This is a genomic window from uncultured Azonexus sp., assembly GCF_937982035.1.
Classification (GTDB): Bacteria; Pseudomonadota; Gammaproteobacteria; order Burkholderiales; family Rhodocyclaceae; genus Azonexus.
This window is the reverse complement of sequence record NZ_CALJNI010000017.1, coordinates 73392-98949: the sequence shown is the minus strand read 5'-3', so window position 1 is coordinate 98949 and position 25558 is coordinate 73392. Positions and strand designations below refer to the sequence as shown.

27 protein-coding genes and 1 tRNA gene are annotated in these 25558 nt (G+C 64.9%); 15 read left to right on the top strand and 13 right to left on the bottom strand.

Annotated elements, in window-relative coordinates:
• The first annotated feature begins 5 nt into the window (after window positions 1-5).
• Window positions 6-1862 carry a sodium:solute symporter family protein gene (locus Q0799_RS12505; RefSeq protein ID WP_298398819.1) on the top strand — a complete coding sequence of 619 codons (1857 nt, stop codon included), beginning with the start codon at window positions 6-8 and terminating at the stop codon, window positions 1860-1862.
• A gap of 127 nt (window positions 1863-1989) precedes the next feature.
• Complete coding sequence (locus Q0799_RS12500; RefSeq protein ID WP_298398817.1) at window positions 1990-2397, top strand: hypothetical protein; 408 nt, start codon at window positions 1990-1992, stop codon at window positions 2395-2397.
• On the opposite strand, the gene Q0799_RS12495 is transcribed toward Q0799_RS12500, so the two are convergent.
• The 3 genes from Q0799_RS12495 to Q0799_RS12485 are packed head-to-tail and all read right to left on the bottom strand — an operon-like array spanning window position 2351 to window position 3892.
• Window positions 2351-2893, bottom strand: coding sequence for a chorismate lyase (locus Q0799_RS12495; protein ID WP_298398815.1), 543 nt, complete (start codon window positions 2891-2893; stop codon window positions 2351-2353). The two genes, Q0799_RS12500 and Q0799_RS12495, sit on opposite strands and share 47 nt — an antisense overlap.
• On the bottom strand, window positions 2893-3360 hold the full coding sequence (locus Q0799_RS12490; RefSeq protein ID WP_298398814.1) for a DUF192 domain-containing protein: 468 nt from the start codon (window positions 3358-3360) through the stop codon (window positions 2893-2895). Before Q0799_RS12490 ends, Q0799_RS12495 begins: the two co-directional genes overlap by 1 nt.
• Complete coding sequence (locus Q0799_RS12485; RefSeq protein ID WP_298398812.1) at window positions 3344-3892, bottom strand: pseudouridine synthase; 549 nt, start codon at window positions 3890-3892, stop codon at window positions 3344-3346. Before Q0799_RS12485 ends, Q0799_RS12490 begins: the two co-directional genes overlap by 17 nt.
• Window positions 3893-4010: 118 nt before the next feature.
• Between Q0799_RS12485 and Q0799_RS12480 the strand changes: the two genes are divergently transcribed.
• The 7 genes from Q0799_RS12480 to Q0799_RS12450 all read left to right on the top strand — a co-directional run bounded on the left by Q0799_RS12480 (window position 4011) and on the right by Q0799_RS12450 (window position 13021).
• On the top strand, window positions 4011-6302 hold the full coding sequence (locus tag Q0799_RS12480) for an ABC transporter ATP-binding protein (RefSeq protein WP_298398809.1): 2292 nt from the start codon (window positions 4011-4013) through the stop codon (window positions 6300-6302).
• A 10-nt stretch (window positions 6303-6312) separates the two neighbouring features.
• Window positions 6313-6783: a DUF1854 domain-containing protein gene (locus Q0799_RS12475; RefSeq protein ID WP_298398807.1), complete on the top strand. Its 471-nt coding sequence runs from the start codon at window positions 6313-6315 to the stop codon at window positions 6781-6783.
• 128 nt (window positions 6784-6911) lie between these two features.
• The gene (gene cphA, locus Q0799_RS12470; protein WP_298398805.1) at window positions 6912-9152 is read left to right on the top strand and encodes a cyanophycin synthetase; all 2241 of its coding nucleotides are present in this window, start codon (window positions 6912-6914) and stop codon (window positions 9150-9152) included.
• A 21-nt stretch (window positions 9153-9173) separates the two neighbouring features.
• Window positions 9174-11756 (top strand): cyanophycin synthetase, encoded by a 2583-nt coding sequence (gene cphA, locus Q0799_RS12465; RefSeq protein ID WP_298398803.1) that lies wholly within the window; start codon window positions 9174-9176, stop codon window positions 11754-11756.
• On the top strand, window positions 11749-12513 hold the full coding sequence (gene cobA / locus Q0799_RS12460) for a uroporphyrinogen-III C-methyltransferase (protein ID WP_298398801.1): 765 nt from the start codon (window positions 11749-11751) through the stop codon (window positions 12511-12513). The genes cphA (Q0799_RS12465) and cobA overlap by 8 nt, the downstream gene beginning before the upstream one ends.
• Window positions 12510-12911, top strand: coding sequence for a Rap1a/Tai family immunity protein (locus Q0799_RS12455; RefSeq protein WP_298398799.1), 402 nt, complete (start codon window positions 12510-12512; stop codon window positions 12909-12911). The genes cobA and Q0799_RS12455 overlap by 4 nt, the downstream gene beginning before the upstream one ends.
• Window positions 12912-12936: 25 nt before the next feature.
• Window positions 12937-13021 (top strand) — tRNA-Leu (locus tag Q0799_RS12450).
• Between the two features lie 83 nt (window positions 13022-13104).
• Here the strand turns inward: Q0799_RS12450 and Q0799_RS12445 are convergent.
• Together Q0799_RS12445 and Q0799_RS12440 are read right to left on the bottom strand one after the other, a co-directional pair.
• Window positions 13105-13422 (bottom strand): hypothetical protein, encoded by a 318-nt coding sequence (locus Q0799_RS12445; protein ID WP_298398797.1) that lies wholly within the window; start codon window positions 13420-13422, stop codon window positions 13105-13107.
• Between the two features lie 3 nt (window positions 13423-13425).
• Window positions 13426-14769 (bottom strand): hemolysin family protein, encoded by a 1344-nt coding sequence (locus Q0799_RS12440; RefSeq protein WP_298398795.1) that lies wholly within the window; start codon window positions 14767-14769, stop codon window positions 13426-13428.
• A 231-nt stretch (window positions 14770-15000) separates the two neighbouring features.
• On the opposite strand from Q0799_RS12440, the gene Q0799_RS12435 reads away from it, so the two are divergent.
• The 6 genes from Q0799_RS12435 to secF are packed head-to-tail and all read left to right on the top strand — an operon-like array spanning window position 15001 to window position 20930.
• Complete coding sequence (locus Q0799_RS12435; RefSeq protein WP_298398793.1) at window positions 15001-15516, top strand: TIGR00645 family protein; 516 nt, start codon at window positions 15001-15003, stop codon at window positions 15514-15516.
• 13 nt (window positions 15517-15529) lie between these two features.
• Window positions 15530-16576 carry a tRNA preQ1(34) S-adenosylmethionine ribosyltransferase-isomerase QueA gene (gene queA, locus Q0799_RS12430; protein WP_298398964.1) on the top strand — a complete coding sequence of 349 codons (1047 nt, stop codon included), beginning with the start codon at window positions 15530-15532 and terminating at the stop codon, window positions 16574-16576.
• The gene (gene tgt / locus Q0799_RS12425; protein ID WP_298398791.1) at window positions 16566-17678 is read left to right on the top strand and encodes a tRNA guanosine(34) transglycosylase Tgt; all 1113 of its coding nucleotides are present in this window, start codon (window positions 16566-16568) and stop codon (window positions 17676-17678) included. The genes queA and tgt overlap by 11 nt, the downstream gene beginning before the upstream one ends.
• Window positions 17679-17720: 42 nt before the next feature.
• The gene (yajC, locus tag Q0799_RS12420) at window positions 17721-18044 is read left to right on the top strand and encodes a preprotein translocase subunit YajC (RefSeq protein ID WP_298398789.1); all 324 of its coding nucleotides are present in this window, start codon (window positions 17721-17723) and stop codon (window positions 18042-18044) included.
• A 48-nt stretch (window positions 18045-18092) separates the two neighbouring features.
• On the top strand, window positions 18093-19970 hold the full coding sequence (secD, locus tag Q0799_RS12415) for a protein translocase subunit SecD (RefSeq protein WP_298398787.1): 1878 nt from the start codon (window positions 18093-18095) through the stop codon (window positions 19968-19970).
• A 12-nt stretch (window positions 19971-19982) separates the two neighbouring features.
• Entirely contained in the window at window positions 19983-20930 is a 948-nt protein-coding gene (gene secF, locus Q0799_RS12410) for a protein translocase subunit SecF (protein ID WP_298398785.1), read from the top strand.
• 143 nt (window positions 20931-21073) lie between these two features.
• On the opposite strand, the gene nifS is transcribed toward secF, so the two are convergent.
• The 8 genes from nifS to Q0799_RS12370 form a co-directional block, all read right to left on the bottom strand.
• Window positions 21074-22279 carry a cysteine desulfurase NifS gene (nifS, locus tag Q0799_RS12405; RefSeq protein ID WP_298398783.1) on the bottom strand — a complete coding sequence of 402 codons (1206 nt, stop codon included), beginning with the start codon at window positions 22277-22279 and terminating at the stop codon, window positions 21074-21076.
• Between the two features lie 43 nt (window positions 22280-22322).
• Window positions 22323-23219 (bottom strand): Fe-S cluster assembly protein NifU, encoded by an 897-nt coding sequence (gene nifU, locus Q0799_RS12400; RefSeq protein WP_298398781.1) that lies wholly within the window; start codon window positions 23217-23219, stop codon window positions 22323-22325.
• Window positions 23220-23229: 10 nt separating this feature from the next.
• The gene (locus Q0799_RS12395) at window positions 23230-23553 is read right to left on the bottom strand and encodes an iron-sulfur cluster assembly accessory protein (RefSeq protein ID WP_298398779.1); all 324 of its coding nucleotides are present in this window, start codon (window positions 23551-23553) and stop codon (window positions 23230-23232) included.
• 122 nt (window positions 23554-23675) lie between these two features.
• The gene (locus Q0799_RS12390) at window positions 23676-24092 is read right to left on the bottom strand and encodes a hypothetical protein (protein WP_298398777.1); all 417 of its coding nucleotides are present in this window, start codon (window positions 24090-24092) and stop codon (window positions 23676-23678) included.
• Window positions 24089-24421, bottom strand: coding sequence for a hypothetical protein (locus Q0799_RS12385; protein WP_298398775.1), 333 nt, complete (start codon window positions 24419-24421; stop codon window positions 24089-24091). Before Q0799_RS12385 ends, Q0799_RS12390 begins: the two co-directional genes overlap by 4 nt.
• Before the next feature lie 8 nt (window positions 24422-24429).
• Complete coding sequence (locus Q0799_RS12380; RefSeq protein WP_298398773.1) at window positions 24430-24648, bottom strand: CCE_0567 family metalloprotein; 219 nt, start codon at window positions 24646-24648, stop codon at window positions 24430-24432.
• 10 nt (window positions 24649-24658) lie between these two features.
• A complete protein-coding gene (locus tag Q0799_RS12375) occupies window positions 24659-25108 on the bottom strand; it encodes a NifX-associated nitrogen fixation protein (RefSeq protein WP_298398771.1) in 450 nt (149 codons plus the stop codon).
• Complete coding sequence (locus tag Q0799_RS12370; RefSeq protein ID WP_298398769.1) at window positions 25098-25556, bottom strand: SoxR reducing system RseC family protein; 459 nt, start codon at window positions 25554-25556, stop codon at window positions 25098-25100. The genes Q0799_RS12375 and Q0799_RS12370 overlap by 11 nt, the downstream gene beginning before the upstream one ends.
• Window positions 25557-25558 lie beyond the last annotated feature (2 nt).

Here is a 25558-nt window from a genome sequence, read left to right as displayed (position 1 = left end):
ATCACATGGATCTGCAAACTATCACTTACCTGGTGGTCGGCGCGTCTTTTGCGCTGTACATCGGGATCGCGATCTGGGCACGTGCCGGTAGCACGTCCGAGTTCTACGCTGCCGGCGGTAGCGTTCACCCGATCACCAACGGTATGGCAACTGCCGCCGACTGGATGTCCGCAGCCTCGTTCATCTCGATGGCCGGTCTGATCGCCAACATGGGTTACGGCGGCGGCCTGTTCCTGATGGGCTGGACCGGCGGCTACGTTCTGCTGGCCATGCTGCTGGCTCCGTACCTCCGGAAGTTCGGCAAGTTCACGGTGCCCCAGTTCATCGGCGACCGTTTCTACTCGCAAACCGCTTCCACGGTGGCCGTGGTCTGCCTGCTGGTGGCCTCGATCACCTACATCATCGGTCAGATGACCGGCGTCGGTGTGGCCTTCTCCCGCTTCCTGGGCGTTTCCAGCGAAATGGGTATCTACATCGGTATGGGTATCGTGTTCGCCTACGCCGTGTTCGGCGGCATGAAGGGCATCACCTACACCCAGGTCGCCCAGTACATCGTGCTGATCCTGGCCTACACGGTTCCGGCTGTGTTCATCTCGCTGCAGCTGACCGGCAACCCGATCCCGCAACTGGGTCTGGGCGCGTCGATCTCCGGCACCGACATCTCGCTGCTGACCAAGCTCGACCAGGTTGTCACCGACCTCGGCTTCAACCAATACACGACCTCGGTTCCGGGCTCCACCCTGAACATGTTCGTGTACACGATGTCGCTGATGATCGGTACCGCCGGTCTGCCGCACGTCATCATGCGATTCTTCACGGTGGCCAAGGTTTCTGACGCCCGTTCGTCCGCCGGCTGGGCGCTGATCTTCATCGCCCTGCTGTACACGACCGCCCCGGCCGTTGCCGCGATGGCCAAGATGAACCTGCACGCCACGGTGAACACTGCGGTTGGCCTGGAAACGGCTGCTGACGGCTCGCTGAAGGTCAATCCGGAAGTCATCAAGGCCAACGCCGACGTCTATGCTCCCGAAGCTTCCCTGGTCTACGAACAGCGTCCGGAATGGATGAAGCGCTGGGAAAAGACCGGCCTGCTGAAGTTCGAAGACAAGAACGGCGACGGTCGCATCCAGTACTACAACGACAAGACCAAGAACGAAGCTGCCAAGGCCAAGGCCGAAGCTGCTGGCTGGAAGGGTAACGAGCTGACGGTCAACGCCGACATCATCGTGCTGGCCAACCCGGAAATCGCGCTGCTGCCGAACTGGGTTATCGCTCTGGTTGCTGCCGGTGGTCTGGCTGCCGCTCTGTCGACCGCTGCCGGTCTGCTGATGGCGATCTCCGCTGCCGTGTCGCATGACCTGGTCAAGGGTGTGTTCATGCCGAACATCTCCGAGCAAGGCGAACTGCGCGCCGGCAAGATCTCCATGGCTGTCGCCATCGTCATCGCCGGTTACCTCGGCCTCAACCCCCCGGGCTTCGCTGCCGGTACGGTTGCCCTGGCCTTCGGTATTGCCGCCTCCTCCCTGTTCCCCGCCATCATGATGGGTATCTTCTCCAAGAAGATGAACAAGGAAGGCGCCATCGCCGGTATGCTGGCTGGTCTGGCCTTCACCCTGATCTACGTGTTCGCACACAAGGGTATCTTCTTCATCAAGGGCACCGAGTTCGTCGATATGATCGGCGGCCCGAACAGCTTCTTCGGCATCACGCCGGAAGCCATTGGTGCCATCGGCGCGCTGGTCAACTTCCTGGTTGCCTTCATCGTCGACAAGATGACCAAGGAACCGCCGGAGCACATCCAGGCCATGGTTGAAAACGTGCGTATCCCGCGCGGCGCCAAGGCTGTTGATGGCGCACACTAAGCAGTATTGAGGTAAGCTCTCCCGTCCGGACATCGGGCGGGAGATTCGAAAACCCCGTAGGCGATGTCTGCGGGGTTTTTTATTGTCGAACCGGCTTGTTGCCGGCTCGTGAAGTACCGAGGTTCAAATGGCTTTCAATGTCCACATCGCAATGACCTGGATTCTTTTCCTGGCACTCTTTCCCATTTCCTTCTTCTGGTTGCGCCGAGCCTGGCGCATCGCCATCAACAAGGATTTCTCGGAAGTTGCGCTCAAGCACGGCGAACCGCCGCCCAATCCGGAGAAATGGGCGCCTTACGAGGCCGTCCTCAACCTGGTTGCCGGCAGCATCACCGTCGCCACCATTGCCGGCGTACTGGCCGGCGAACTCGATTACGATACCTGGATGGCCATCGCCGGATCGACCATCTGGTGCAAGTTCTTCCTGGGATTTGCCTTGAGCCGTCAGGCCCACCCGATGAACCTGCCGGGTTTCCTGCAGCGCCGGATCAGTTTCCGCCCGCAGAAACCGCCACAGGATGGCGAAGAGAAATAATCGTCGGCAGGAAGACTTCGGTCACCAGCACGCTGCCGCTGCCCAGCACATGCCGTGAGCGCCGCGCCCAGAAGGCCGGCGCATCACCGACCAAGGCAGCAACCCGCCGATGCAGCGGATGATGACGGTCGATCCGCAGGAATTCGATCGGCCCGCGCCGGAAACCCGGATGGGTAAACAGCAACGAACCCAGCGAACGGCTCCCCAGCTGCGCAAACCAGCGCCCCAGGCGCCCGCTGCGTGTCGTCGACAGGACACTGTGAGCGAAAATCACCGGCACGCCGTCGCACTCGAGCAACACCTCGCGCACCGGCAATAGCGCCCGCACCGCTTCGTCGGCCAGTGGCCGGCATCGCCCCTGAAACACCACGCGCACCCTGAATTGCCGGCAATGACGCTGACAACGTGCGGTCAGCGAATCCGGCTCGGTCAGCCAGCGGCGCAAGTTCCCCGCCGGCGCATGGGCGGGCAATCGGGAAAACCAATCCGGGCGCATCAATGCGGCGCCGGCGCGCGTTCCAGACCGCGCAGCTTGCTGCCCGGCGCGATACCGCGTTGCGCGAACCAGCCGCGATTCATTTCCAGCGCATAACGCGCCGGTCGCCGGGCACAGTGGTTGTCCTCGCTGTGCGGCGTCATGTCCTCGATGTTGATGATCCGCCCTTCCTCGTCCAGGAAGGCGACCGACAACGGGATATAGGTATTGCGCATCCACATGCAGTGCGTATTGGCCTGCGGAAAGACGAACAGCATGCCGCGCTGCGCCGACATGGTCGGGCGATGCATCAGGCCGACCTGGCGATGCCGGTCCTGCGCCGCCACTTCGGCTTCAATGCGATGGAAGCCGGCGCTCAGTTCGATCACCGGCATGGCTTCCTGGGCCACCGCCGTCAGACTCAGGCCGATGGCCAGCACGAGACCCAGGCAGCGCCCGGCCAGGCGCGATTCACGCACGCAGATCATTGATGTTTCCTTCCATTAAACGCCATTCGCCCGGCGCCAGACCGTCGACCGACAGCCTGCCGATGGCCGCCCGCACCAGGCGCAGCACAGGATAACCGATGGCCGCGCCCATCCGCCGCACCTGGCGGTTCTTGCCTTCGGCGATGCGGATTTCAAGCCATGATGTGGGAATCGCCGCCCGGTAACGGATCGGCGGATCGCGCAACCACAGCCCGGGCGGTTCGTCGATACGACGCACCTGCGCCGGTTGCGCAGTAAAGTCGGACAAGCGGATGCCGGCGCGCAGACGGTCAAGATCGACTTCCGCCGGCTCGCCCTCGACCTGCGCCCAGTAGGTCTTGACCAGCTTGTGTTTGGGATCGGCGATACGCGCCTGCAGGCGCCCGTCGTCGGTGAGCAGCAACAGCCCCTCGCTGTCGGCATCGAGGCGGCCGGCGACGTAGACATCCTTCAGCGAAATGAACTCGCCGAGCCCACGCCAGCGTCCTTCAGGCGTAAACTGACTGAGTACGCCGTAAGGCTTGTTGAACATCACGATTTTCGCCACGTCGACCGGACAAGGAATTAAAGTCGCGATTTTACGGCAGGCGACGGTCAACCGTCCGCCCGCCGACACGTTAAAGCCCACTCCTCGCCCCTACGAGACCCTGATGCAGCACGCCGAAATCTCCGTTCCCGCCGCCCCCGCGACACTCCCCGAGCCCTGGGCGGCAACGATCGGAAACCGAATCGCCGCCACCGAAACCCTGGCCGCCTGGCTGGAAACCGACCTCGACGGCCGCCTGCGCTTTGCCCGCGGCCTGATCGCCGTCACCGACCGGCGCCTGATCGCCGTCGATGCCGACGGCCACTTCCGCGAATGGCCGCTCGCCGCCGGCCTGCGCCTCGACCACCACGACCACGCCGGCGTCGGCACGCTCGAACTGCTCGACGCCAGCGGTCGCCTCGCCTGCTGGCGCTACACGCTGGCCGGCAACCTGGCGGCGCTGCGCCTGATCGACGAATTCGACCTGCACCGCGACAGCCTGGTCTGCGGCCAGCCGCCGCAACGCCCGGAGGCCGAAAGCTGCCCGAAGTGCAAGACGCCGCTGCCGCCGGGTGCCGAGGAATGCCCGATCTGCAATCGTGAAGCGACGGTCGCCCCGTCGACCTGGACCTTGTTCCGCCTGTGGCGTTTCGCCCGGCCCTACCGCTGGCAGCTCCTCCTCGGTTTCGTGCTGACCCTGGCCTCGACCGCGGCGCAGCTGGTGCCGCCCTACCTGACGATGCCGCTGATGGACAACGTGCTGATCCCGTTCCAGAACGGCCAGCCGATCGACTGGAACCTGGTCGCCATGTACCTCGGCGGGCTGCTCGGCGCGGCCATCGTCGCCTGGGGGCTGGGCTGGATCCGCACCTACATCCTGTCGCTGGTCTCCGAGCGCATGGGCCGCGACCTGCGCACCCAGACCTACGACCACCTGCTCGGCCTGTCGCTCGAATACTTCGGCGGCAAGCGCACCGGCGACCTGATGGCGCGCATCGGCAACGAGACCGACCGCATCAACATCTTCCTCTCGCTCGACCTGCTCAACTTCGCCACCGACGTGCTGATGATCACGATGACCGCCGTCATCCTGTTCTCGATCAACCCCTGGCTGGCGCTGGTCACGCTGCTGCCGCTGCCGGTCATCGCCTGGCTGATCCACTTCGTCCGGGAGAAGCTGCGCACCGGCTTCGAGAAGATCGACCGCGTCTGGGCCGAAGTCACCAACGTGCTCGCCGATACCATCCCCGGCATCCGCGTGGTCAAGGCCTTTGCCCAGGAAAAGCGCGAGGGCGAGCGCTTCCGTGCCGCCAACGAGCACAACCTGCAGATGAACGACAAGCTCAACCGCACCTGGTCGCTGTTCACCCCCACGGTGACGCTGCTCACCGAGGTCGGCCTGCTCGTCGTCTGGGTCTTCGGTATCTGGCAGATCGCCCACGGCGATTCGACGGTGGGTACGCTGACCGCCTTCCTCGCCTACATCGGCCGCTTCTACACCCGCCTCGACTCGATGAGCCGCATCGTCTCGGCGACCCAGCGCGCCGCCTCGAGCACCAAGCGCATCTTCGACATCCTCGACCATGTTTCCAGCGTGCCCGAGCCGACCAACCCGGTGCATCTGGAAAAAGTCACCGGCCGCATCGAACTCAAGCAGGCCTGCTTCCGCTACGGCACCCGCGCCGTCACCAAGGATGTCGACCTGGTCATCGAACCGGGCGAGATGATCGGCCTGGTCGGTCATTCCGGCTCCGGCAAGTCGACGCTGGTCAACCTGATCTGCCGCTTCTACGACGTCACCGAGGGCCAGATGCTGATCGACGGCGTCGACGTGCGCTCGGTGCCGGTCGCCGAATTCCGCAGCCACATCGGCCTGGTCCTGCAGGAACCCTTCCTGTTCTTCGGCACCATCGCCGACAACATCGCCTACGGCAAGCCCGACGCGACGCGCGAGGAAATCGTTGCCGCCGCCCGCGCCGCCCACGCCCACGAATTCATCCTGCGCCTGCCGCACGGCTACGACTCGCTGGTCGGCGAGCGCGGCCAGGGCCTGTCCGGCGGCGAGCGCCAGCGCATCTCGATCGCCCGCGCGCTGCTCATCGACCCGAAGATCCTGATCCTCGACGAAGCAACCTCCGCGGTCGATACAGAAACCGAGAAGGAAATCCAGAAGGCGCTCGACAATCTGGTCAAGGGCCGCACCACGATCGCCATCGCTCACCGCCTGAGCACGCTGCGCAAGGCGGACCGGCTGGTGGTCATGGATCGCGGCCGCATCGTCGAGGTCGGCAACCACGACGCGCTGATGGCGGCCGAAGGCCACTACCACAAGCTGTACATGGCGCAACTTCGCAACGTCGACACCGAGGCGCCAGAACCGGCTGCCCCGGACCTGCCGAAAACCGCCACCGTCTGAGGAAACCGCGATGAGCCAGGCAAACTTCACGCTGACCCGCGACGCTTTCGGTCGTCTGGTCTTCCACGCCGAAAACGGCGACCGCCACGAGGCCGTCACCCCGGTCCGCGCCTTTCCGATCGCCGCCCCCGACGACGGCATCTCCATCCTCAGCGCCGAAGGCCACGAGATCGGCTGGGCCGACCGCCTCGCCGACCTGCCGGCGGCGACCCGCGAGCTGGTCGAGGAAGAACTTGCCAGCCGCGAATTCGTGCCCGAGATCGCCCAGCTGCTGTCGGTGTCCAGCTTCGCCTGCCCGAGCACCTGGCAGGTCCGCACCGACCGCGGCGAAACCGCACTGGTGCTCAAGGGCGAAGAGGACATCCGGCGCCTGTCGGCGACCCGGCTGCTGATCGCCGACGGCAACGGCATCCAGTACCTGGTGCGCGACCTCAGCCGGCTCGACCGGCACAGTCGCAAGCTGCTCGACCGCTTCCTCTAGTGGCTACGATGTAACGCCCGGTAGCAGCGGGTAACACTTTTTACCAACGGTCAGCCGCTGAACGGCAAAAACGTTAATAATCGCATTCGGACACAACACATCCTTCCCAGCCGGCAACAGCCCACTCCATGAAGAAACAAGACATCATCTTCCTGAAACAGTTTTCCCTGCGCGGACCCAGCATCTGGACCTATCCGCCCAGCCTGGAAACCTGGATCGACATCGGCGAACTCGAAGACCTCCCGTCGAACAAGATTCCCGGCCTCTACGAACGCCTCGCCGCCTGGCTGCCCGGGCTGGTCGAACACCGCTGCAATTACGACGAGCGCGGCGGTTTCCTGCGCCGCCTGCAGGAGGGCACCTGGGCCGGGCACATCCTTGAGCACATCACGCTCGAACTGATGAGCCTGGCCGGCCTGCCCGACGGTTTCGGCCGCACCCGCGAGACGACCACGCGCGGCGTCTACAAGCTGATCGTCAGCGACTTCCACGGCGAATGCACCCGCCTGGCGCTCGACACCGGCCGCGAACTGCTGCTTGCGGCAATCAACGACGAAGCCTTCGACCTCGACGCGGCGATCAAGGTGCTGCGGCGCAAGGTCGACCGCAAGTACCTCGGCCCGTCGACCGCAGCCATCGTCAACGCCGCCGAGGCGCGCAAGATCCCGCACATCCGCCTGCTCGACGACGGCAACCTGGTCCAGCTCGGCTACGGCGCCGCGATGCGTCGCATCTGGACGGCCGAGACCGACGCCACCAGCGCCATCGCCGAGACCATCTCGCGCGACAAGGACCTGACCAAGGATCTGATTTCCTCGGTCGGCGTGCCGGTCCCCGAAGGCCGCGAAGTCGATAGCGCCGACGATGCCGTCGACGCCGCCGAAGACATCGGCTACCCGGTCGTCGTCAAACCGACCGACGGCAACCACGGGCGCGGCGTATTCATCGACCTGGTGACCCCGGAAGCGGTGCGCAAGGCTTACCCGATTGCCGCCGAGGAAGGCTCCGGCGTCCTCGTCGAACGCTCGATCCAGGGCATCGAGCACCGCCTGCTGATCGTTGGCGGCAAGCTCGTCGCCGCCAACCGCAGCGACCTGATCACGGTCAGCGGCGACGGCAAGTCCACCGTCCAGCAGCTGATCGACAGCCAGATCAACACCGACCCGCGCCGCGGCGAAACCGAACTCCACCCGCTGTCGATCATCCGCATCGACACCGCCGCCAAGATCGAACTCGAACGCCAGGGCCTGACCGGCGACAGCGTCCCGGCCGCCGGCCGCGAAGTGCTGATCCAGCGCAACGCCAACCACGCCTTCGACTGCACCGACGACGTCCATCCCGAGACCGCCGCCGTCGCCGCGCTGGCCGCCCGCGTGGTCGGCCTCGACATCGCCGGCATCGACCTGGTCTGCCAGGACGTCTCGAAGCCGCTCGCCGAACAGGGCGGCGCCATCGTCGAGGTCAACGCCGGCCCCAGCCTGCTGATGCACATCAAACCCGGCATCGGCAAGCCGCGCCCGGTCGGCCAGGCGATTGTCGACAACCTGTTCGCCGCAAGCGAAAGCGGCCGCATCCCGGTCGTCGGCATTTCCGGCTCGCGCGGCAAGACGCCGGTCGCCCGCCTGGTTGCCCACATGCTCCACCTGTCCGGCAAGCACGTCGGCCTGGCCTGTAGCGACGGCCTCTACCTTGGCCGCCGCCAGGTGCAGAAGCGCGACGCCGCCAACTGGACCGGCGCCCGCCGGCTGCTGCTCAACCGCGCCGTCGAGGCAGCGGTGATCGAGAACGGCGGCAAGGTCATCCTCGGTGAAGGCCTGGCCTACGACCGCTGTTCGGTCGGTGTCGTCACCAACGTCCTGCCGGCGGTCGAAGACCTGTCGCAATGGGACATCCAGCCGACCGGCGGCGAGTACTACACGACCTGGCGCTCGACTTACCGCACCCAGGTCGACGTCGTCCTCAAGTCCGGCTACGCCGTGCTCAACGCCTGCGACCCGCAAGCCGCCGACTTCGCCGAACTGTGCGACGGCGAGGTCATCCTGTTCGCCACCGATCCCGACTGCCCGGCGCTCGATGCCCACCTGCAGGCCGGCAAGCGCGGCGTTTACGTCAGCGAGAGCCGGATCTACCTCGGTACCGGTCAGGACGAAATCCGCCTGTGCCGGCTCGGCGACGTACCGGCGATCGGCAAGGCCAAGCGCCCGGAAACCATCGCCAACGTGCTCGCCGCCGTTGCCGCCGGCTGGGCGCTCGGCCTGACCCAGGACGTCATCGTCACCGGCATCAAGACCTACGGCCTCGAACTGGCCGACCCTTTCGCCCTGCTGCCCCGCCGCGCCCGCAAGCCCGCCGGCGCCGGCCGTAACTAACGCTCGGAACACAAGACCACCATGGACGTTTCCCGTATCCGTGCCCTGCGCGGCCCCAACCTGTGGAGCCGCCACACCGCCATCCAGGCCATCGTCAGCTGTCATGGCGCCGAATGTGCCATCGCCGACCTGCCCGGTTTCGAGGCGCGCCTGCGTGCCCGCTTCCCGGAACTGGCCGAACTGATCCCGACCGACCATCTCGATACCGTCTCGATGGCCCACGCCCTCGAATTCGCCGCCCTCGGCCTGCAGGCGCAAGCGGGTTGCCCGGTCACCTTCAGCCGCACCGCCAAGACCGTTGACCCGGGCGTCTACCAGGTCGTCGTCGAATACACCGAGGAAGACGTCGGCCGGCTCGCTTTCGAACGCGCCGAGCAGTTGTGCCGGGCGGCACTCGACGACACGCCCTTCGATCTCGACGGCACCCTCAAGGAATTGCGCGACCTCGACGAGGACATCCGCCTCGGCCCCTCGACCGGGGCCATCGTCGCCGCTGCCGTCGCCCGCGGCATTCCCTACCGCCGCCTGACCCAGGGCAGCCTGGTCCAGTTCGGCTGGGGCAGCAAGCAGAAGCGCATCCAGGCGGCCGAAACCAGCCACACCAGCGCCATCGCCGAAGCCATCGCGCAGGACAAGGAACTGACCAAGCAGTTGCTGCACGCTGCCGGCGTCGCCGTCCCGACCGGCCGCCCGGTCGACGACGAGGACGATGCCTGGAAGGCCGCACTGGAAATCGGCCTACCGGTCGTGGTCAAGCCGCAGGACGGCAACCAGGGCAAAGGCATCTCGGTGAACCTGACCACCGAGGAACAGGTACGCCACGCTTACCGGGTCGCCGTCGGTTTCTTCGACGACATCATGGTCGAGAAGTACCTGCCCGGCCACGACTGGCGCCTGCTGGTCATCGGCGACAAACTGATCGCCGCCGCCCGCCGCGATCCGCCGCTGGTCGTCGGCGACGGCACGCACACCGTCCGCGAACTGGTGGACATCGTCAACAGCGATCCGCGTCGTTCCGACGGCCACGCCACCTCGCTGACCAAGATCCGCTTCGACGAGATCGCGCTGGCCCGCCTGGCCGAGCAGGGCTATTCCGCCGACTCGATTCCCGAGCGCGGCGTGCGCGTCGTGCTGCGCAACAACGCCAACCTGTCGACTGGCGGCACCGCCACCGACGTCACCGACGACGTCCATCCGGAACTCGCCGCCGCTGCCGTCGCCGCCGCCCAGACGGTCGGCCTCGACATCGCCGGCATCGACGTCGTCTGCGACACCATGCTCAAGCCGCTGGAGGAACAGGGTGGCGGTATCGTCGAAGTCAATGCCGCCCCCGGCCTGCGCATGCACCTCGACCCGTCGTTCGGCAAGGGCCGGGCGGTCGGCGAGGCCATCGTCGGCATGATGTATCCCGATGGCGATAACGGACGTATTCCCGTCGTCGCGGTCACCGGCACCAACGGCAAGACCACGACCAGCCGCCTGATCGGCCGCATCTTCGAGGAAAACGGCCTGCGCGTCGGCATGACCAGCACCGACGGCATCTACGTGCAGAACCGGCGCATCGATACCGGCGACTGCTCCGGTCCGCGCAGCGCCCGCAACGTGCTCGCCCATCCCGACGTCGATGCCGCCGTGCTCGAAACGGCGCGCGGCGGCCTGCTGCGCGAAGGGCTGGGCTTCGACATGTGCGACGTCGCCGTGGTCACCAACATCGGCCTGGGCGATCACCTCGGCCTCAACTACATCACTACCGTGCATGACCTCGCGGTGATCAAGCGCGTCATCGTCCAGAATGTCGCCCCCAGCGGCACCGCCGTGCTCAATGCGGCCGACCCGGTGGTCGCCGCCATGGCCCAGCACTGCCCGGGCCAGGTCACCTTCTTCGCCCTCGATCCGGCAACCCCGGTCCTGGCCGCACACCGCGCCCAGGGCAAACGCGTGCTCTACGTGGACCAGGGCGACATCGTCTGCGGCGAAGGCCGGCGCAAACACCGCATCCCCCTGGCGCGCGTCCCGCTGACCCGCAACGGCAGCATCGGTTTCCAGGTCGAGAACGTGATGGCTGCCATCGCCACCGCCTGGGCGCTGGGCTATGACTGGGCGACGATCGAACAAGCCGTCGGCGGTTTCGTCAGCGACGCATCGACTGCCCCCGGACGCTTCAACGTTTTCGACTACCGCGGAGCGACGCTGATCGCCGACTATGGTCACAACCCGGATGCCATGCTGGCACTGGTCAAGGCCGTCGAAGCCATGCCGGCCAAGCGCCGTGCGGTCGTCATCAGCGGTGCCGGCGACCGGCGCGACGAGGATATCCGGCAACAGACCGAAATCCTCGGCCAGGCCTTCGACGACGTCATCCTCTACCAGGATGCCTGCCAGCGCGGCCGTGCCGACGGCGAGGTCATCGCGCTGCTGCGCAGCGGCCTGACCAACGCCCCCCGCGTCAGTCACATCGACGAGATTACCGGCGAATTCCTCGCCATCGACACGGCACTCGCCCGCCTGCAAGCCGGCGATCTGTGCCTGATCCTGATCGACCAGGTCGAGGAAGCGCTCGCGCACATTACCCGGCGTATTGCGGAAAGCCGGGCGGATGACTGAAGGCACGCGCTCTGCCGCCGGCAAGGTCTGGCTGGTCGGCGCCGGTCCCGGTGATCCCGACCTGCTGACCTTGAAAGCCGCCCGCCTGATCGGCAGCGCCGACGCCATCGTCTACGACCACCTGGTCGGCGAAGGCGTGCGCGCGCTCTTTCCGGCCTCGGCCCGCCTGGTCTATGTCGGCAAGAAGGCGGCGAAACACACGCTGAAGCAGGAAGAGATCAATCAGCTCCTGGTCGATCTGGCCCGCGAAGGACTGGATGTGGTCAGGCTCAAGGGCGGCGACCCCTTCATCTTCGGTCGCGGCGGTGAGGAGCTTGAAGTCCTGCACGCCGCCGGCATCGGTTTCGAGGTCGTCCCCGGCGTCACCGCCGCCGCCGGCTGCGCCGCCTACGCCGGCTTTCCGCTGACGCACCGCGACCACGCCCAGTCGGTGACTTTCGTCACCGGCCACCTGAAGGATCACAGTATCGATCTCGACTGGCCGGCGCTGGCCCGCCCCGGCCAGACCGTCGTCTTCTACATGGGCGTCGGCGGCGCCCCGGAAATCTGCCGGCAGATGATCGCCCACGGCCTGCCGGCCAGCACGCCGGCCGCCATCATCCGCCGCGGCACGCTGCCCGATCAGCAAACCCTGCTGTCCACGCTCGGCCAGCTGCCGCAACGCATCGTCGAGGCCGGCATCAAGCCGCCCGCGCTGATCGTCGTCGGCAGCGTCGTCGGCCTCCACGACACCCTTTCCTGGTTCGAATCCCGATGATCAGACTGCTCATCCTCTGCGCCGCGCTGTTTGCCGGCCACGCCCACGCCTACACCGCCCAGGAAATGCTGGAGGACTGTCGCAGCGCGGAACGCCTTTACGCCGGCGAGAAAAATACCGACCCCTTCTTCGCCATCCGCAGCAACCGCTGCATTTCCTATGTCGCCGGTTTCGCCGACGGTTACGCAGTCGGCGACTTCCTTGCCGGCAAGATCGGCGTCCGCATCAACGCCTTCTGCCTGCCCAACGACGCCGATCTCTCGCTGCGCCTGGTCCGTGCCGTCGTCATCCACGTCGAACGCGTACCGCCCGACACCACGGTGACCACCGCCACCCTGGTCGCCGGCGCCCTGGCCAAAGCCTTCCCCTGCCCGGAAGTGCTTGAACCGAAGAAGTGATTCGGGGATAATCCGCGCTCCATTCGCCCCGATGGCGGAATCGGTAGACGCAGCGGATTCAAAATCCGCCGCCGAAAGGCGTGCCAGTTCGAGTCTGGCTCGGGGCACCAGATACAAGCAAAAAAGCCGGAAATCCTGCTCGGATTTTCGGCTTTTTTGCGTCTACCGCCCGGCGGGAAAATATCTGCCGGACCTATACCAGCAAGGTCATGCCGAACCAGCCCGTACCGATCACGCGGAACAGTGCCGGCGCGTTCACATGCCGCCACAGGCTGGCCAGCAGGAAGATGTTGTAGGGCACCAGCACGGCGTGCAGCAGCAGCCAGACCGAGCCGTCCCAGCCCTTGGCCAGCAGGATCAGCGACACCAGGGCCAGCGCGGCGTTGAGCAACGTTGCCACGCCCAGCATGTCCCAGTAGAACAGACGGCGGTGCGACACCTGACCGTGCCAGCGCGCCCGAAAGAAATGGATCGGTGTGAAGGCCGTCACCGCCGGGGAAGTGTCCCGCATCGTTCAGTCCTGCGAGCGTGCCGTGGGGGCTTCGGCCGCCGACATCTCGAGCGGATCGCCCAGTTCATCGGGCAAACGTGCCGCCAGTACCTTGTCGATGCGCTTGCCGTCCAGATCGACGACCTCGAACGACCAGCCCTCCCAGAAAGCCTTGTCGCCGGTTACCGGCAGGCGTCCGAGCAGCAGCATCACCATGCCGGAGAGCGTGTGGTAGCGCCCCTTCTCTTCTTCCGGCACGGTTTTCATGCTCAGCGTATCCTTCAGTTCCAGCAGGGGAATCAGGCCGTCGAGCAACCAGGAGCCATCGTCGCGCTGGATCGCCCAGGCATCTTCCTTGTTTTTCGGGACGAACTCGCCGGTCACCGACTCGACCAGATCCTGCAGCGTCACCATGCCCTGGATCTCGCCGTATTCATCGACCACGAACACCACCTGGGTGCCCGAAGAGCGGAACTGTTCGAGCAACTCCATCCCGGTCAGCGATTCCGGCACATAGACGGCCGGCTGCAGTTTTTCGCTGAGGCTGGCCTCGCTGCCGCGCAGCGTTTTGCCGAGTAGCTGGCGCGCGTTGAGCACGCCGAGTATGTTCTCCAGCCCGCCACGACAGACCGGGAAACGGGCATGTTCGGATTCCGTGATCACGGCGAGGTTCTGTTCCATGCTGTGCTCGACATCGAGCCAGACGATTTCCGAACGCGGCACCATCAGCGAGGAAATCTGCCGTTCGTCGAGGCGGAACACGTTGCGCACCATGGCGTGTTCGTTCTTTTCGATGACCCCGGCTTCGGAACCCTCGACCAGCATGGCGTGGATTTCCTCTTCGGTCACGCTCGGCCCCTTGGTTTCGCGCTGTCCCATCAGTCCCAGCAGGAGCATGGTCGAACTCGACAGCAAACGGACGAAGGGCCGGGAAATCACGGCCAGCAGGTTCATCGGACGGGCGACCAGGCGGGCGATGCCCTCCGGATTGATCTGGCCGATCCGCTTGGGAACCAGTTCGCCGACCACAATGGAGACATAGGTGATGACCAGGACCACGAGTACGGTGGCACCAATCTCGCTGATCCCCTGCTCGACCCCGAAGGATTGCAACCACAGGGCCAATGGCCCGGCCAGCGCGGCTTCACCGACGATACCGTTGAGGATGCCGATCGAGGTAATGCCGATCTGTATCGTGGACAGGAAGCGGTTGGGATCGTCGCCCAGCTTGATCGCGACGGCGGCAGCGCCGTCGCCCTCTTCGGCCAGTTTGGCCAGACGTGCCCGGCGGGCGGTGACCAGGGCAATTTCGGACATGGCGAAAGCGCCATTGAGGAGAATCAGGGCAAGCAGTAGGAATATTTCCATGGTCAAGCCCGGTAACCGGGCTCTCGTTGTTGGTAAGGAGGCCGATATTGCCTCAGGCAATGCCCCATTGTCACTTCGGAAAAACCGGACAATAGACGCGAAATCACCAAGCCGCCGGCCATCTCCCGGCACCCGCCCCGTTGCCCAGGCCATCGCCGCACGCCAATCGACTGGATTTCTCGGTTGTCGCACTGCACAATATGCCGCCTCCCACTCGCGGACCACATTTCCATGAAATCCCTCGAACACAAACTCGAACTTCTGATGTTCAACAGCCGCTGGCTGCTGGCACCCTTCTACCTGGGGCTGATCTTCGCGATCGTCATTCTGCTGATCAAGTTCGTCAAGGAATTCTTCAGTTTCGCCCCGACCGTGCTGACCGCCGAAGGCAGCGACGTGATCATCGGCATCCTGACCCTGATCGACGTGGTGATGATCGCCAACCTGCTGATCATCATCATCTTTGCCGGCTATGAGAATTTCGTCTCCAAGATCAACACCGGCGACACCGAAGACCGGCCAAGCTGGATGGGCCATGTCGGTTTCTCCGATCTGAAGATGAAACTGATCGGCTCGATCGTCGCCATTTCCGGGATCGAACTGCTCAAGGCCTTCATGCACGTCGAGAATTACACCAACGACCAGCTCGCCTGGAAAGTGGGCCTGCACATGACCTTCGTCGTCTCCGGCGTACTGTTCGCGGTGATGGACAAGCTGGCCGGCAAACACCACAGCAGCGACGAATGATTCCGGGATGAGCATGACGTACACCGTCGACGACTTCGACTTTCATCTCCCGCCCGAACTGATCGCCCAGCACCCGGCCCCGGAACGTACCGGCAGCCGCCTGCTGCACGTTGCCGGCATGCAGCACGCGGACCGTCGCTTCGCCGAGCTGCCCGGCCTGCTGCGCCAGGGCGACCTGCTGGTGTTCAACGACACCAAGGTGATCAAGGCGCGCTTCTTCGGCATCAAGGAAACCGGCGGTCAGGTCGAGATCATGCTCGAGCGCATCGTCGATGCGCAACACGCGATCTGCCAGATCCGCGCCAGCAAGGCGCCCAAGCCCGGCTGCCTGCTGCGCCTGGCCGATGCCTTCACGGTCCGCATGACCGGCCGCGCCGGCAAGGAAGACGACCTGTTCGCGCTCGAACTGCTGGATCACGACGATTTCTGGGCAGTCGCCGAGCAGTATGGCGCCCTGCCCCTGCCGCCGTATATCGAGCATCCGGCCGAATCGGCCGACGAAGCGCGCTACCAGACGGTTTATGCCCGCGAACCGGGCGCCGTCGCCGCGCCGACCGCCGGCCTGCACTTCGACGAGGCCATGCTCGAAACACTGCGCGCCCAGGGGATCGGCACCGCCTTCGTCACCCTGCACGTCGGCGCCGGCACCTACCGGCCCGTGCGCGTCGAGAAAATCGCCGATCACCGCATGCACAGCGAACGCTACGAAGTGACGCCGGAAACCGCTGCCGCCATCGCCGCGACGCGGGCGGCCGGCGGACGCGTCATCGCCGTCGGCACGACCAGCCTGCGCACCCTCGAATCGGCCGGCGAGGCCGATGGCACGGTCGTCGCCGGCAGCGGTGAAACCGACATCTTCATCACCCCCGGCTACCGCTTTCAGGTGGTCGACCGGCTGATCACCAATTTCCACCTGCCGAAATCGACGCTGATGATGCTCGTCTCGGCCTTCGCCGGTTACGAAGCGATCCGCGCCGCCTACGCGCACGCGGTCGGCGAACGTTACCGCTTCTTCAGCTATGGCGATGCCATGCTCCTGGAACGCTCCGATGCAGTTTGAACTCCTCAAGACCGACGGCGCTGCCCGCCGCGGCACCCTGACGCTGGCCCACGGCGTCGTCCAGACGCCCGTCTTCATGCCGGTCGGTACCTACGGCACGGTCAAGGCGATGACGCCGCAGAGCCTCAACGACATCGGCGCGCAGATCTGTCTGGGCAACACCTTCCACCTGTGGCTGCGCCCGGGGCTTGAAGTGGTCAAGGCGCATAACGGCCTGCACGACTTCATGAACTGGCAGAAGCCAATCCTGACCGACTCTGGCGGCTTCCAGGTGTTCTCGCTCGGGGCGCTGCGCAAGATCAGCGAGGAAGGCGTCAAGTTCAGCTCGCCGCACGACGGCGCCAAGCTCTTCCTGTCGCCGGAAATCTCGATGCAGATCCAGAAGGTGCTCAATTCCGACATCGTCATGATCTTCGACGAATGCACGCCCTACCCGGCCAGCCGCGAGGAAGCGGCCAAGTCGATGCGCATGTCGATGCGCTGGGCCAAACGCTCGCGCGACGAGCACGACCAGCTGGAAAACACCAACGCGCTGTTCGGCATCGTCCAGGGCGGCATGTACGAAGACCTGCGCGACGAATCGGTGGCCGGCCTGTGCGACATCGGCTTCGACGGCATGGCCATCGGCGGCCTGTCGGTCGGCGAACCCAAGGAAGACATGGCACGCATCCTGGCGCACACGGCGCCGCGCCTGCCGACGCACAAACCGCGCTACCTGATGGGCGTCGGTACGCCGGAAGACCTGGTCTTTTCGGTCAAGCACGGCATCGACATGTTCGACTGCGTGATGCCGACCCGCAATGCGCGCAACGGCCACCTGTTCACCCGCTTCGGCGACGTCAAGATCAAGAACGCCCGCTACCGCGCCGACACCGGCCCGCTCGACCCGTCGTGCACCTGCTACACCTGCACCAACTTCACGCGCAGCTATCTGCACCACCTCTTCCGCAACGGCGAAATCCTCGGTGGCATGCTCAACACCATCCACAACCTGCATTTTTACCAAACCATCATGGCCGAAATGCGCGCTGCCATCGAATCGGAAAAACTGGACGAATGGTCAGCGGCCTTTGCCCGCGACCGAACGTCTGGCCAGTGTTAGAATCCCCCGTTCTGAATTTTTTGTTATCCGGAGACATTCCCAATGATTAGTCTTGCCCACGCCCAGACCGCTGGCGCCGCCGACCCGACCGGCGGCTTCATGCAACTGCTGCCGATGATCCTGATGTTCGTCGTGCTGTGGTTCCTGATGATCCGCCCGCAGATGAAGAAGGCCAAGGAGCACAAGCAGCTGATCGCTGCGCTGCAGAAGGGCGACGAAGTCGTCACCGGCGGCGGCCTGGTCGGTCGCATCACCAAGGTCGACGACAACTACGTCACCCTGGAAATCGCCGAAGGCACCGAGGTCGTCATCCAGAAGCCCGCCGTGGCCATCGCCCTGCCCAAGGGTACGCTGAAGTCGCTGTAATCCATCCCGAAGGGCGGCTGCGGCCGCCTTTTTCGCTTCAAAGCCGCCATGAATCGTTACCCTCTCTGGAAGTACGTCACCGTCGCCATTGCGCTGGTCTTCGGCTTCATCTACACCCTGCCCAATTTCTTCGGCGAATCGCCGGCCGTCCAGGTTTCCAGCGCCAAGGTCACGCTCAAGGTCGATGCGAACACCCTGGCCCGTGTCGAAGAGGTGCTCCAGGCTGCCGGCATCAGCCATGACGGGATCCAGCTCGACAATGTCGGCGTCAAGGCCCGTTTCAAGGACACCGACACCCAGTTGAAGGCCAAGGACGCCATCGAGCGCGCCTTCAACCCGGACAGCAGCGACCCGCAGTACGTCATCGCCTTGAACCTGCTGACCGCCTCGCCGCAATGGCTGACCTCGCTCAACGCGCTGCCGATGTACCTCGGTCTCGACCTGCGCGGCGGCGTGCACTTCCTGCTCCAGGTCGACATGCCGGGCGCACTGCAGAAGCGCCTCGACTCGACCGCCGCCGACCTGCGCAGCCTGCTGCGCGACAAGAACATCCGCCACGCCGGCATCAACCGCGAAGGCGACCGCATCGTCATCAAGTTCCGCGACGCCGAAACCCGCGAACGCGCCAGCAAGACCCTGGCCGACAACAGCAACGACCTGACGCTGGCCGAAGCCGGCCAGGGCGACGACCTGCGCCTGCTCGCCACGCTCAAGCCGGAAGCCGAAAAGAAGATCGCCGAATTCGCGATCAAGCAGAACATCAACACCCTGCACAACCGGATCAACGAACTCGGCGTCGCCGAACCGGTGATCCAGCAACAGGGTGCCGACCGCATCGTCGTCCAGTTGCCGGGCGTCCAGGACACGGCCAAGGCCAAGGACATCCTCGGCCGTACCGCGACCCTGGAAATCCGCATGGTCGACGACAGCCCCGGCGCGCTCGAAGCCGGCCTGGCCGGCAACGTCCCCTTCGGCACCGAGTTGTATACCGAACGCGGCGGCTCGCCGCTGCTGGTCAAGAAACAGGTCGTCCTCACCGGCGACCGCCTGACCGACGCCCAACCCGGCTTCGACGGCCAGACCAACGAACCGGCCGTGCACCTGACGCTGGATTCGGCCGGTTCCCGCATCTTCAAGGACATCACCCGCGACAACGTCGGCAAGCGCATGGCCATCCTGCTGATCGAAAAGGGTAAGGGCGAAGTCGTCACCGCGCCGGTCATCCGTACCGAAATCGGCGGCGGCCGCGTGCAGATTTCCGGCCGCATGACCACCTCCGAGGCCAACGACGTCGCCCTGCTGCTGCGCGCCGGCTCGCTGGCGGCGCCGATGGACATCGTCGAGGAACGCACCATCGGCCCGTCGCTCGGCAAGGAAAACATCGAGCGCGGCTTCAACGCCACGCTATGGGGCTTCCTGGCCATCGCCGTGTTCATGATCGCCTACTACCAGGTCGTCGGTCTGGTCTCGGTGATCGCCCTGGCCACCAACCTGCTGCTGCTGGTCGCCCTGCTCTCCTTGCTGCAGGCCACGCTGACCCTGCCGGGTATCGCCGCCATCGCGCTGACGCTGGGCATGGCCATCGACGCCAACGTGCTGATCAACGAGCGCATCCGCGAGGAACTGCGCGCCGGCATGCCGCCCCAGGCGGCATTGTCGGAAGGTTACGAACGCGCCTTCGGGACCATTCTCGACTCCAACATCACCACGCTGATCGCCGGCCTGGCCCTGCTCATCTTCGGCTCCGGCCCGGTGCGCGGCTTTGCCGTGGTCCATTGCCTGGGCATCCTGACCTCGATCTTCTCCGCCGTCGTCGTTTCGCGCGCCATGATCAACCTGATCTACGGCCGCCAGAAGAAGCTCACCAAGATCGCCATCGGCAATGTCTGGAAACCCGGTACGGCAACTGCCGACGGTCAGAAATAAGGGAACACGGACATGGAATTCTTCCGTATCAAGAAGGACATCCCCTTCATGCGCCACGCGCTGGCGTTCAACGTCATCTCGCTGGTGACCTTCGCCCTGGCCGTCTTCTTCCTGGCCACCAAGGGACTGCACCTGTCGGTCGAATTCACCGGCGGCACGCTGATCGAAGTCAAATACCAGCAGGCTGCGGACCTCGAGAAGATTCGCGGCGCCCTGGGCAAGAACGGCTTCAACGACTACACGGTGCAGAACTTCGGTTCCTCGCAGGACGTCATGATCCGCCTGCCGCTGCGCGACGCCGCCGACAGCGCCCTGCAGGGCGACCGGGTAATGCAGGCGCTGAACCTGGATGCCCCCGGTGCCAGCCTGCAGCGCGTCGAATACGTCGGCCCGCAGGTCGGCCGCGAACTCGCCGAAAACGGCGCCCTGGCGCTGCTGGTGGTGATCATCGGCATCATGATCTACCTCGCCTTCCGCTTCGAATGGCGTTTCGCGCTGTCGGCGATCATCGCCAACATGCACGACGTGATCATCATCCTCGGCTTCTTCGCCGCCTTCCAGTGGGAATTCTCGCTGTCGGTGCTGGCCGCCGTACTGGCCGTGCTCGGCTACTCGGTCAACGAGTCGGTGGTCGTCTTCGACCGCGTCCGCGAAACCTTCAAGAAGGTCCGCGGCATGACCACGCCGCAGGTGCTCGACCGCGCCATCACCAGCACCATCAGCCGGACGATCATCACCCACGGTTCTACCCAGGTCATGGTCCTGTCGATGCTGATCTTCGGCGGTGAAACCCTGTACTACTTCTCGCTGGCACTGACCATCGGCATCCTGTTCGGCATCTACTCGTCGGTACTGGTCGCCAGCCCGCTGGTCATGTGGCTGGGCGTCTCGCGCGAGCAGTTCGTCAAACCGAAGAAGGCCGCCGCCGAAGGCGTCACCGACGACGGCGCCTGCGTCTGAGGCGCTGAGCGCCCAGGGAATTGCCGACCCGGTCTGCGGTTTTCGCAGACCGGGTTTTTGCTTTCCGGGGCACAAAAAAACGCCCCGGAATCACTTCCGGGGCGGTGAAGTTACTACAGAGAGAGACTGATGCGAAAACTGGGTCAGGCGTAGGTCGGGGCGAAGGCTTGCTCGGCCGAGACCGGGCCGCCGTCGCGCCAGTACGGCGACAATTTGCGCAATTGCGCAATGATCGGGGGAACCGCTTCGATGACTCGGTCGATTTCGGCTTCGGTGTTATGCACCGACAGCGAGAAACGGATCGTGCCGTGGGCGGCGGTGTAGGGAATGCCCATCGCGCGCATCACGTGCGAGGGTTCGAGCGAGCCTGAGGTACAGGCCGAGCCCGAGCTGCAGGCGATGCCCATCTTGTTGAGCAGCAGCAGGATGGCTTCGCCTTCGACGTATTCGAAGGCGATGTTGCTGGTGTTGGGCAGGCGGTTGCCCGGGTCGCCGGTCGGGAAGCAGTGGGTGACCTGGCTGAGGATGCCCTTTTCCAGCTTGTCGCGCAGGCGACGGACTTCGGTGTTTTCCTTTTCCATATTCTGCATGGCCAGTTCGCAGGCCATGCCGAGGCCGACGATGGATGCCGAGTTCTCGGTGCCGGCGCGCCGGCCGCGTTCCTGGTGACCGCCGCGCAGCAGCGGGCGGAAGCGGCAGCCGCGACGCAGGTAAAGGACGCCGATGCCCTTCGGCGCGTGCAGCTTGTGGCCGGACAGCGACAGCATGTCGATCTTGGTGTTCTTCAGATCGATGGGCACCTTGCCGACCGCCTGGACGGCGTCGGTGTGGAACATGATGCCCTTGGCCGAAGCCAGCGCAGCCATTTCCTCGACCGGGAACAGCGTGCCGGTCTCGTTGTTGGCCCACATCACCGAAACCACCGCCACGCGGTCGTGCAGCAGCGACTTGTATTCGTCGATGTCGATGCGGCCTTTCTTGTCCACCTTGAGCTTGTGGACGATGTAGCCTTCCTTCTCCAGCCATTCGCACAGGGTCAGGATGGCCGGATGCTCGACGGTGGTGGTGATCACCGTGTTGCGTTCCGGCTGGGCCTTGAGCGCCGACAGGATGGCGGTCGAATCGGATTCGGTGCCGCAGGAGGTGAAGATGATTTCCGAGTCGTGCTCGGCGCCGAGCAGCGCCTGCACCTGGGCACGGGCCTTCTTCAGCGCCTTGCCGACTTCGCTGCCGAAGGCGTGAATCGACGAGGCGTTGCCGAAGTGCTCGGTGAAGAACGGCAGCATCGCTTCGACCACGGCCGGCTCGCAGCGCGTGGTGGCGTTATTGTCCAGGTAGATCGGTTCCATGGCGCTGTCCTTTTTTCGGTTTCTCTGTGGGGGTTGGGCGTTCTCAGGCTTCGACCGGCATGTGCGACGAAGGCAGCACCTGGACCAGCTCACCCAGGGCTTCGATCATCTTCTGCTGGATGCCGCCGAGGGTGGCCGCTTCCATCATGCAACCGGAGCAGGCGCCCTTGAGGTGCACGTAGATCTTCTTGCCCTGGACGTCGGCCAGCTCGACATCGCCGTGGTCGCGCTGGAGCATCGGGCGGACCGATTCGAGCACTTCCTCGATCTTCTTGATCTTCTCGACGATCGACAGCTTCTTGCTCGGCGGCTTCGGGGCTTCCGGGGTGGCCAGGCAGGCGGGCGGCGGCGAGGTTTCGCCGGGACCGGCACGCGAGGCCTTGACCTTGGCCAGGATTTCCTCGATGCCTTCATGGCAGGCGGCGCAACCGCCACCGGCCTTGGTGTAGAAGGTGACTTCCTCGACCGTGTTGAGGTTGTTGGCGGTGACCACATCCTCGATCATCACCGCGTCGATGGCGAAGCACTTGCAGATCAGCGCGCCTTCCTCGTGGTCGTCGGACCATTCCTCGCCGCGGTAGTTGGCGACGGCAGCCTGCAGCGCCTCGCGGCCCATCACCGAGCAGTGCATCTTTTCCGGCGGCAGGCCGTCGAGGAAGTCGGCGATGTCCTGGTTCGAGACCTTGAGCGCCTCGTCCAGCGTCAGCCCCTTGATCATTTCGGTCAGCGCCGACGACGAGGCGATGGCCGAACCGCAGCCAAAGGTCTGGAAATGCGCGTCTTCGATCACTTCCGTTTCCGGATTGACCTTGAGCATCAGGCGCAGCGCGTCGCCGCACTGGATCGAGCCGACATCGCCGATGCCGTTGGCGTCTTCCAGCGGACCGGAGTTGCGCGGGTTGAAGAAGTGTTCGCGGACCTTGTCAGAGTATTCCCACATGATTCCGCCCTCAGACCGAGAACGACGAGCCGCAGGAACACTGCGCGCTGGCGTTCGGGTTGTCGAACTTGAAACCGGTGTGGGTCAGCGTATCGACGAAATCGACGGTGACGTTGTCGATCATCGGCATGGTCATCGGATCGACCAGCAGCTTGACGCCGTCGACTTCCAGCTCCCAGTCATCCTCGGCCTTCTCGGCTTCGAGCTTCATGCCGTACTGCAGGCCGGAGCAGCCGCCGCCCGAGATCATCAGGCGCAGGCCGGCGACCGGCGTTTCGGAACCGCGGATGAAACGTTGTACTGCTTTTACGGCGGCGGGGGTCAGATTGATCATGGCGATTCTCCCAGGGGTTGATGGCAACTACTTTGCAAGCGCTGTGCCATCCCGAGGGATCATTGCAAGCTCATGAATTCATTGAATTGTTGCTGCGCAGCGTTTTGTCGGGTTTGCGACAATCAGCCCAACACATGTTCGTAAGCACGCCGCAACAGTGCGCGTTCGAGCTCGGACAGGGCACGCGACTCGGTGATCGCGATGAAGCGCCCGCCGATCCGCTCGGCCGCCTCGAAGGGCGGATCGATGGTGGTGAAGTAGGCAAGCAGCACCGGCACATCGCCGGCCGGGGTATCGACCCAGGCCTGGAATTCGGCCTCGACGTCGACCGCGCCTTCGGGCAGGCCGAGCTGGAGTTCGGCCTGGCGGATGATCGCCGTCGGTTGATTGAGCACGGTCGGCGAATAATCGGCGTCGTGCAGCGCCGCTTGCTCGGGAAATGGCGCAAAGGCGACGATCCCGGACGGCAGGCAGAGAAAACGGACACGGCCGCTGGTCGATTGCTTGTGCAGCAGGATCAGGCGCGGATGCTGGTTCATGATGCGGCAAACTCCCCGAAAACGGCCTCGCCGCGAAGTGCGGGCGGCCGCCCCCAGACCTGGACGGCTTCGACATAGCGCTGCGCGTCCTGCGGATGCGGCAGCAGCACCTGGTATTCGGCAAATACCCGGCCGTCGGGAAACACCGTCAGCGTGCCGGCGCGCTGGCCTTGCCAGCAGCCGCTGAGACTGACTTCCTGCGAGTAGGGATCGACCACTTCGGTGAACACCAAGGCAGCCGGCCCCGGCTCGTCGCCGATCGACAATCCCAGCTTGGCAACCTCGTTGCGCAGCGCCGTACAAACGCTGGCAACGAGTTCGGCAGGCACGGCACCGCTCACGCGGCCCGCGCTTTCTGTGCCGCGCTCAGGCGGGCGTTGGCTTCGGCCCAGGCCTGGCAGGCGTCGTAGGTCGACTGCGAGATGCCGGGAATCTCGTGATAGCCGGCCGGCAGACGGTCCTCGACCAGATCGTGCAACTGCGAAGCCCATTCGGAAGCGATGCGCTTGAGCTTCTTCACTTCCTTGTCGAGGGCAGCGAGTTCTTCGTCGCTCATCGCCGTCTCCTTACAGGCCGGCGACAGCCGGATGCTGACCGATGCGTTCGAGGGCGATGCCGAGGATCTTGTCGGCCTCGTCCTTCATCTTGGACAGGCTGGCAAAGCCGAAGCGATGCACGTCGCGCAGCGTCTTGTCGACGGCGACCAACTTGCCGACAGTGATCAGCGCCCGGCCGAAGCCTTCGTGGGTCAGGTGGATCAGCGGCACAGCCAGCAGCTTGCATTCCTTCTCGATGAGCACGGCGATGGCGTTGTAGAAGGCCTTGACGCGGGCAATGGTCTCCTCGTCCGGATCGCCGACCAGCGGGATCTGGGCCTTGCGTTCCTTGGTCAGGACGTAGGGGTCGAGAATCTTCTCGACGGTCCAGCCGGCGTAGGTGCCGTAGGTATCGAGGGCACGCATCTGGCGCGCCATTTCCTTGACGAAATCGGTTTCGAAAATCGGATCAGTGCTCATGGTGGAACTCCTGTTGGGAAACTTGTGGGGTGGCGCGCAGCGGCAGCAGTTGCGGCGCCGGCATCAGGCCGGGAAGCAGGCCGACGGCGACGCGGGCGATGATCAGCGCGGCAACGAAGCCGACGATGGCGCCCAGCGCCGTGGCGCCGTCGCTGCCGTCGAGCGCGGCGCCGAGCCAGGCGCCGAACAGCATGGCGAAGGCCGGAAACAGGTAGCCGAGCAGCGCCGACAGGCTCAGCCGGCTTTCCGGCAAGGCCACGCAGACCATGTCACCCGCGGCAATGCCGGGACTGGCCGGCAGGGTCAGGACCGTCGCCGGACGCCCGGCGGCGATCTTGCCGATGCCGCAACTGCTGCCGTGACCGCAGGCCGAACAGCCGCTGGTCTCCATGACGACGATGGCACGGCCGTCCTCGATCCGCTGGACGATGCCGCGGTGTTCGATCATGC